Annotated in this window: 5 protein-coding genes and 1 pseudogene; 4 read left to right on the forward strand and 2 right to left on the reverse strand. The window is 62.3% G+C overall.

Annotation, left to right across the window (positions count from 1 at the left end):
* The 3 genes and pseudogenes from KBZ15_RS15875 to KBZ15_RS15885 all read left to right on the forward strand — a co-directional run.
* A pseudogene (locus KBZ15_RS15875) lies at positions 1 to 639 on the forward strand (DNA repair exonuclease); the annotation flags it as partial.
* Between the two features lie 6 nt (positions 640 to 645).
* Positions 646 to 3,366, forward strand: coding sequence for an AAA family ATPase (locus tag KBZ15_RS15880; RefSeq protein WP_255016170.1), 2,721 nt, complete (start codon positions 646 to 648; stop codon positions 3,364 to 3,366).
* Between the two features lie 48 nt (positions 3,367 to 3,414).
* Entirely contained in the window at positions 3,415 to 5,034 is a 1,620-nt protein-coding gene (locus KBZ15_RS15885; RefSeq protein ID WP_255016171.1) for an HIRAN domain-containing protein, read from the forward strand.
* On the opposite strand, the gene KBZ15_RS15890 is transcribed toward KBZ15_RS15885, so the two are convergent.
* Together KBZ15_RS15890 and KBZ15_RS15895 are read right to left on the reverse strand one after the other, a co-directional pair.
* Complete coding sequence (locus KBZ15_RS15890) at positions 5,028 to 5,780, reverse strand: M48 family metalloprotease (protein WP_255016172.1); 753 nt, start codon at positions 5,778 to 5,780, stop codon at positions 5,028 to 5,030. The genes KBZ15_RS15885 and KBZ15_RS15890 overlap by 7 nt on opposite strands.
* 123 nt (positions 5,781 to 5,903) lie before the next feature.
* Positions 5,904 to 6,077, reverse strand: coding sequence for a hypothetical protein (locus tag KBZ15_RS15895; RefSeq protein WP_255016173.1), 174 nt, complete (start codon positions 6,075 to 6,077; stop codon positions 5,904 to 5,906).
* Positions 6,078 to 6,239: 162 nt separating this feature from the next.
* Here KBZ15_RS15895 and KBZ15_RS15900 point away from each other — a divergent pair.
* On the forward strand, positions 6,240 to 6,464 hold a 225-nt coding region (locus tag KBZ15_RS15900), incomplete at its 3' end, for a hypothetical protein (RefSeq protein ID WP_255016174.1).

Consider the following 6,464-nt stretch of genomic DNA (forward strand, 5'->3'; position numbering starts at 1 on the left):
GAGGCCCAGGCCGGCGCCAACAACCTGATCGACCTGGCTGCCCTGCCAGCTGAACAGATCGACTACGTCGCCCTTGGGGATTGGCACAACCTCAAGCAGGTCTCTGCCCAGGCCTGGTATCCCGGCACACCGGAGCCAGATCGCTTTGACCAGGGCGACGACAACCAGCGCGGCCAGGTGTTGCTGGTGGTGTTGCAGCGCGGCAGCACGCCGGAGGTGAGGTCCCATCCCACGGGGCGCGTCCAGTGGCACAACATCAAGGTGCGCTTCAGCGGCGATGGCGATCTAGATCGCTTCGAGCGCCAGCTTGAGGAGCTCACCGCCGCTCGGGTCGCTCGCGACCTGCTGCGACTGGAGGTGAGCGGCAGCCTCAGCCTGGCGGGTCATCGCCGCTATCAGCAGCTGATCGACGACCTGCAGAACCGGCTGCTGCGCCTGCGGATCAAGGGTGAGTGCCAGCAGGCCCCCGAGGCCGCCGAACTCGAGCAGCTCACCGCCCGCAGCGAAGACCCACTGATCGCCCAGGTGGCCCAGCAACTGCAGCAGCGCCTGGGCCGTGAGAGCGATCCCGATTCAGAGGAAGCGAGCCGGATCCGCACCGCCCTCTGTGAACTCTTCCGTTTCGCTACCACCCACTGACCCGCCATGCGTCTTCTCAACTGCCAGCTCCAAAACGTGCGCCTGCATGGCGACCTGGAACTCAGCTTTTCGCCCCGGCTCACCCTGATCGGCGGGCCCAATGAATCCGGCAAGAGCACCCTGGTGGAAGCCCTGCACCGGGCTCTATTCCTCAAGGCTTCCGCCACGGGTGCCCCGGTCGAGGCGTTGCAGTCGCGGCTGCACATGGGCCAGCCGGTTGTGCAGATCGGCTTTGAAGCCAAGGGCGACACCTGGACCTTGGTTAAACGCTTCAGCGGCACCACCGGCCAGGTGACGCTCAAGGCCGAAAGCAGCGGTAAGCCGCTCACAGGCCCCGCCGCAGAGGACGAGTTGGCCCAACTACTGGGTGTCGGAGAGATCGTGGGCAGCAAGCAGGCCGGCACGGTGCTGCCCAGCCGCTGGGCCCATCTCTGGGTGCGCCAGGGCTTCTCCGGCGACGACCTACTGGCAAACGGCAAAAGCAGCTACGACTTCGATCAGCTGCGGCTGCAGCTGGAACGCAGTGGCGGGGCTGCCGTGCAGCAGTCTGCCCTCGATCAGCGGGTGGAGCAGCGCATTAAAGAAGCGCTGGACGAGAACTTCACCACCCGCGGCACCAAAGCAAAGTCGCCGCTCTTTGAGCGAGAAGAAGCCCTCAAAAAGGCCCAATTACGGATGGCGATGGGACTGGGCCGTCTCGAGGAGTACGAAACCGCCAGCGAGGAGCTGGCGGACATCTGTGAAGAACTGGAGCGATTGCAGAGGCAAGACCTGCCGGATCTGCTTGAGCGCCAGAAACGCCTGCTTGAAGGTGCGGAGGTAGCTGGGCGTATGGATGCGGCCATCGAGCTGGCCAGCAAGGCCCTCGAGCCCATCCGGCTGCGCCATGACGCGGCAGCGCTAACGCAGCAGCAGTTCGCTGCTCTCCAGAGCGAGCTGGACGAGCGGCAGAAAACGTTTGCTGTACTTGAAGTCAACGCCGCTGGAGCCCAGGGCCGGCAAGCGGAATTAGAGGCAACTGAGCTCAAGTGCAACCAGAACCTGGTAGCCCTCAACCAACAGCGTCAAAGCCTGGAGCAGCGCCAGCAGTTGGTGCAGAGGCTGGTGGAGCGCACCAGCACCGCCGAGTCGCTGGCGCGCCTGGCCGCGGAACTGGAAAAGCTGCGGCAGGCCGCCAGCCAGCGCCAGAGCCTGGAGCAGCAGCTGACCGGATTGCCAAGCGTCAACAAGCAGGCGCTTCAGCAGCTGCGGCAGTTGGAGCAGCAGCTGCGCGACTCCCAGACCCGCCAGCAGGCCATGGCCGCCGGAGTGAAGCTGCTGCGGGCCGATCAGCAAGTTTGCCTTGATGGCAAGCCCCTCCAGGTGGGGGATGAGCAGCGACTCAGCACAGTGTTCCAGCTGCAGGTGGGCGATGGGGTGGTGCTGGAGATCGCGCCTGGCGGCGGCCAGGCGCTCGAGGATCTTGAGCGCACGGTGCAGAGCACCAATGAGCAGCTCACGGAAAGCCTGGCGGCACTCAATGCCGCCAGCGTGGAAGCTGCAGAGGAGCTGCTGGAGCAACGCAACGCACTCGAGCAGCAGCTTGCGGCGTTGGCAGCTGCTGCACCGGCCGATCTAAGCCAGCTAGAGCAGCAAAAGCATGCAATTGAGCAGCGCCTCGTCGAGCTCGATGGTGAGCTCGAGGGGCTGATCGATGTCCGTCGGGCGCTAGAGCAACATCAGCCTGTACCGCAGGCCCTCAATGAGTTGCAGGCCCTGCAGCAGCAGATCAGCGCGACAAGTACACACACCAGCTCAGCAGCCGCAACAGCGGAGCGCGAACTGGAGGACGCCCGTTTAGCCTTTCAGCAACTCCAGCAGCAGCGAATCAGCGAGACCAGTCAGCTGGAGGTTGTGCGTAGTGAAGTGGCCGACCGCCAGCAGCGGATGGATCAGCTGATCAGCCAGCAGGGAGATCGTGCGGCCGTGGACGGCAAGCTGGAATCACTCACTCAAGATCGGCAGCAGGCAGAAGCCCAGCTCAGCCAGCTGCAGGCCGATCGGGCGCTCCTGAGCAGCCAAGACGCCGACCTGGAAAAGCAGCGGCTGCAGGAGAAGATTGAAGGGCTGATCAACCACCAGGAGCGGCTCCTGGATCAACGGGGTGCCGCCAAGCAGCGCTGTGACAGCATCAGCAGCGCGGACCCTTTTGCGGCGATTGAGCAGGCGCGGCTGCAATTGGAAACAGCCGAAGCCGACCTACAGCAGTTGCAACGGGTCATCGATGCCCACAAGCTGCTGCGGGATACCTTCCAGGAGGTCCAGGCTGATCTCTCCAGCCGCTACAGCGAGCCCTTGGCCCGGGCCATCGGTGACTACCTCAAGCCGCTGCTCCCCGATGGACAGGCGACCCGACTGAGTTACGACCAAAACAAGGGCCTCCAGGGGTTGCAGCTCAAGCGCGGCCAGGAGTTCTACGACTTTGAAGCCCTCAGTGGTGGCATGCGCGAGCAGCTGGCAGCTGCGCTGCGTCTGTCGATGGCAGACGTGCTCAAGGACGCCCACGACGGCTGCTTGCCACTGGTCTTTGATGACGCCTTCACCAACTCAGACCCTGAGCGGGTCGACTTGGTGAAACACATGCTCGGCACTGCCGTAGAGCGCGGTCTGCAGGTGATCCTGCTCACGTGTGATCCAGCCGCCTATGGCGCCTTCGCCGATGAAGTGGTGGAGCTTGGTGTGAGCTAGCACCCATCCTGTGTTGCTTAACCTCACTGCAGTCGTCACGTAGGAGCTATGGCACCGAAGGACAGCCTCTTGCGGCGCCTGCAGCACCTGGATCAGTCGGGTAGTTCCGAGCGCCAGGCGGCACGGCGCAAACGCTCGCAACAGAGCAGCGGCGAGATTCTTCAGACCTTCCTGGCCTACAAGCTCGACCATGCGGCCGAAAAGATGGCCATGGGCATCGCCATCGGCGACCCGCTCACCCTGCTGCATGAGCCCACCAACAAATGGGATCCCAACGCCGTGAAGGCGTTTTGGAAACAAGAGTGGATCGGCTATATCCCCAAGGACATGGCGGCTTTGATCGCCGCTGAAGTCCCTGAGGTGGGGACAGGCCTGGAGGCGGTGGTGACCGGGCTCACCACCACCTCCCGCCGCGATGCCTTCCGGCTGCAGATCTCCATCCCCATCCCCAAGGCCAGTCGCCGTCTACGGGAGCTGGGGGTATCGAGCACATTCGCCTGGGATTTTGATCGCACCAGCGGTGCCGACAAGCTGCGGTTGGTGATCAGTTGCACCGAAACGGCCTTCCGCGAGTTGCAGGAGCTGCTGGCGGGTAGCTACGAGGTCAGCAAGTGCGGCTACAGCTACTACCCCGCCCAAGACGGACGCCACTACCCCTGGTATCTCAGCCTCACCGATAGCAGTGGCAAAGCTCCAGACGATCTGGAGCAAGTGGAGCAGCTGATCCGCGCGCTGTTTGGCGTGCCAAGTGAAACCACCCGCGTCCGCAAGCGGCAGGATCGCCTCAAGGAGCTTGAGGAGAAGCAGGAGGACATCAACACGCGACTGGAGACCAGTCGGGCAGAGGAGCGCCGCCTCAGACGCGACTTCGATTTCAACAAGAGGACCTGGGAACAGCGAGCCGAGAAAGCCCAGGAACAAGGTGAGCAAGCCATTGAACTGGCCCAGTCTGTTGAGGGTCAGCTCAGTCAGCAACTCGACCTCAAAGAGCAGGAGCTACAGCTGGCCCTGGCTGAAAACAAGGCCCTAGATGATCAGCTGGAGCAGAGCAGCAACGAGCTGGACGCCCTCAGGCTCGAACTCGAGTACTTGGAGCAGGCAGGCCCCCCAGGGGCAGCCACCGAGTTGAGCTATACCCCTTGGAGCAGCACCGATGGGGAGGTCACCGAACAGGAGGTCACCACTCGCCTGCTGAACAGCCTGCGGGATGTTGCCGGCAGTGCGCGCCTCAAACCGCGTCTATGCCTGGAACTTGTGAGTGAGGAACTCTGTCCTGGCCACTTGCTTGTGCTCGAGAGTGCCTGGGGTTCAGCTGATCAGGTCAAGGGCTTTGAACATGGAGACCAGCTCTTTGAGCTGTTGTGGCTTCTGGCCACTGGCTATCGCGAACAGAAGCTGGCTGGGGCTCCTGATCGAATGGCAGGTCAGGTTTTTGGCGGCAAAAATTATGCCCCGCGTGAATCAGAATCGATCGAACGCAACCCCAAGTCGAAACGAGATCGCACCTTCTCCTATCAGGGCAAAACGGTCGAGATGTGGCAGCACCTCAAGATCGGCGCCAAGGATTCCGAAAATCACACCCTGAGGGTTCACTTCTGCTGGGATGAAGAGCTCAACCAGGTGGTGATCGGCCATTGCGGCAAGCATCTTTTCAACCCCAATCACTGAGCCCGAGGCACAAACGTGAGCAGGTTATCGCTGGACGAGTAGCGGAAGGAGCCTGGCGTCGGCTGCCGGATCAGATACGCCGCCGTTTTTCCTTTCGCCTTGGCTGCAGCCTGCTCCTTCTCTCGGCGCCCATAGTGGGCCTTGAGAGCAGCCACGCGTTCATTGAAGCCAGGGTGGGTGGAATCCTTCTCCGTTGCACTGCCGTCACCGGTTGATTTGTAGATGAAGATCAGTTCATCAACGCAGATGCGGCCCTTGTAACCGGCACGCGCCAGCATATCGGCGGCATCGCGATCTGCTTCCAGTTCCTGCTGCCTTGATTTGGCCATGGTCTTTAGATCTTTTTTCTCCTTGGGGAGGCCCTTGATGGCGTGATTGTTGTAATAGCTATGCTCAAAGATGTGGTGCCTCTGCACATGGGCGATCTCATGGGCAACCGTGCAGCCCAGCCAGCCAACCCGTGGGCCATAGATACGAAACGACGGCCGTGAAATCAGGACTGTTCCGCTGGAGGTTGACGAGCCCTCGATATCGCCCACCGCATAGCTCTGACGGATCAGCTCATCCCAGCCATTGGCATAGGTGCGAAAGGGATTGAGCGTGACAAACATGTCGCAGCGATCCTCTTTGCAGAGCCCGCGTTGAACCGCCAGCTGGGCGGTGTAGATCCCGGAGGTGACCGCAAAGTTGAGCGGCTGCTTGCCGAGGGCATTGCCGCTGGCAAGGCGATCGACGATGGCCTCCATGCTCTGGTATTCAGCTGGCATCCGGCGCGACCAGGCCCAGGTGCCAGCAGCGCCAGCGGCGGCGAGGGCGAGGGCCGCGAGTGCCAGGACGCTACTGCGAGTGCGGAAGGCAGGGCTCATCGCTCAGGGCTCCACAAGATCGAGGAGCTGGCCGTTGGCATCCACCAAGCGATGGCGTTTGCCGGTGCTGCGGGCACGGCCCTGGGCGGTGCGGAAGGCATTGGCTTCGTTGTGCATGGTCTGGAAGTGCTGCCAGTGACCGACCTGGTTCTGCCACTGGATATCAACGCGGGTCATGACTTTCTGAGCGGTTGAATTCAACATCACACGGCCTAGCGATCACTGTTAGCGACGTTGTGCGAATCACCAGCGGTGTGAGTCCATGGTCGTGCTTCGCAGGAGAGAGCGGCTTGGCCGCAACGAGTCAGGTGAGGCTTTTGTCAACCCGATCCGCACGCCATGACTACCGCCACCGAAAACGCCGCCATCAAGGACGCCGCCGCCGACCGGCGTAAACAGCTCGCCGCCCAGTTGCTGCGGGGGGAGAGCGTGATGGTTACCCAGCAGGGAGAAATCCGCTCCCTCAGTGAGCGTGGCGAGAGCGAGGTGGCGATCACCGTGCCCGAGGGCAAGCTCGCAGTGCCTTCGCTCTACTGGTACGAGCGGGATCCGGAACTGTTTCAG

It is taken from the genome of Cyanobium sp. BA20m-p-22 (assembly GCF_024346275.1).
Classification (GTDB): domain Bacteria; phylum Cyanobacteriota; class Cyanobacteriia; order PCC-6307; family Cyanobiaceae; genus Cyanobium_A.

Coding starts and splice junctions, on each gene's coding strand:
- KBZ15_RS15880 (WP_255016170.1), top strand. CDS start 646: ATGCGTCTTCTCAACTGCCAGCTCCAAAACGTGCGCCTGCATGGCGAC.
- KBZ15_RS15885 (WP_255016171.1), top strand. CDS start 3,415: ATGGCACCGAAGGACAGCCTCTTGCGGCGCCTGCAGCACCTGGATCAG.
- KBZ15_RS15890 (WP_255016172.1), bottom strand. CDS start 5,780: ATGGAGGCCATCGTCGATCGCCTTGCCAGCGGCAATGCCCTCGGCAAG.
- KBZ15_RS15895 (WP_255016173.1), bottom strand. CDS start 6,077: ATGACCCGCGTTGATATCCAGTGGCAGAACCAGGTCGGTCACTGGCAG.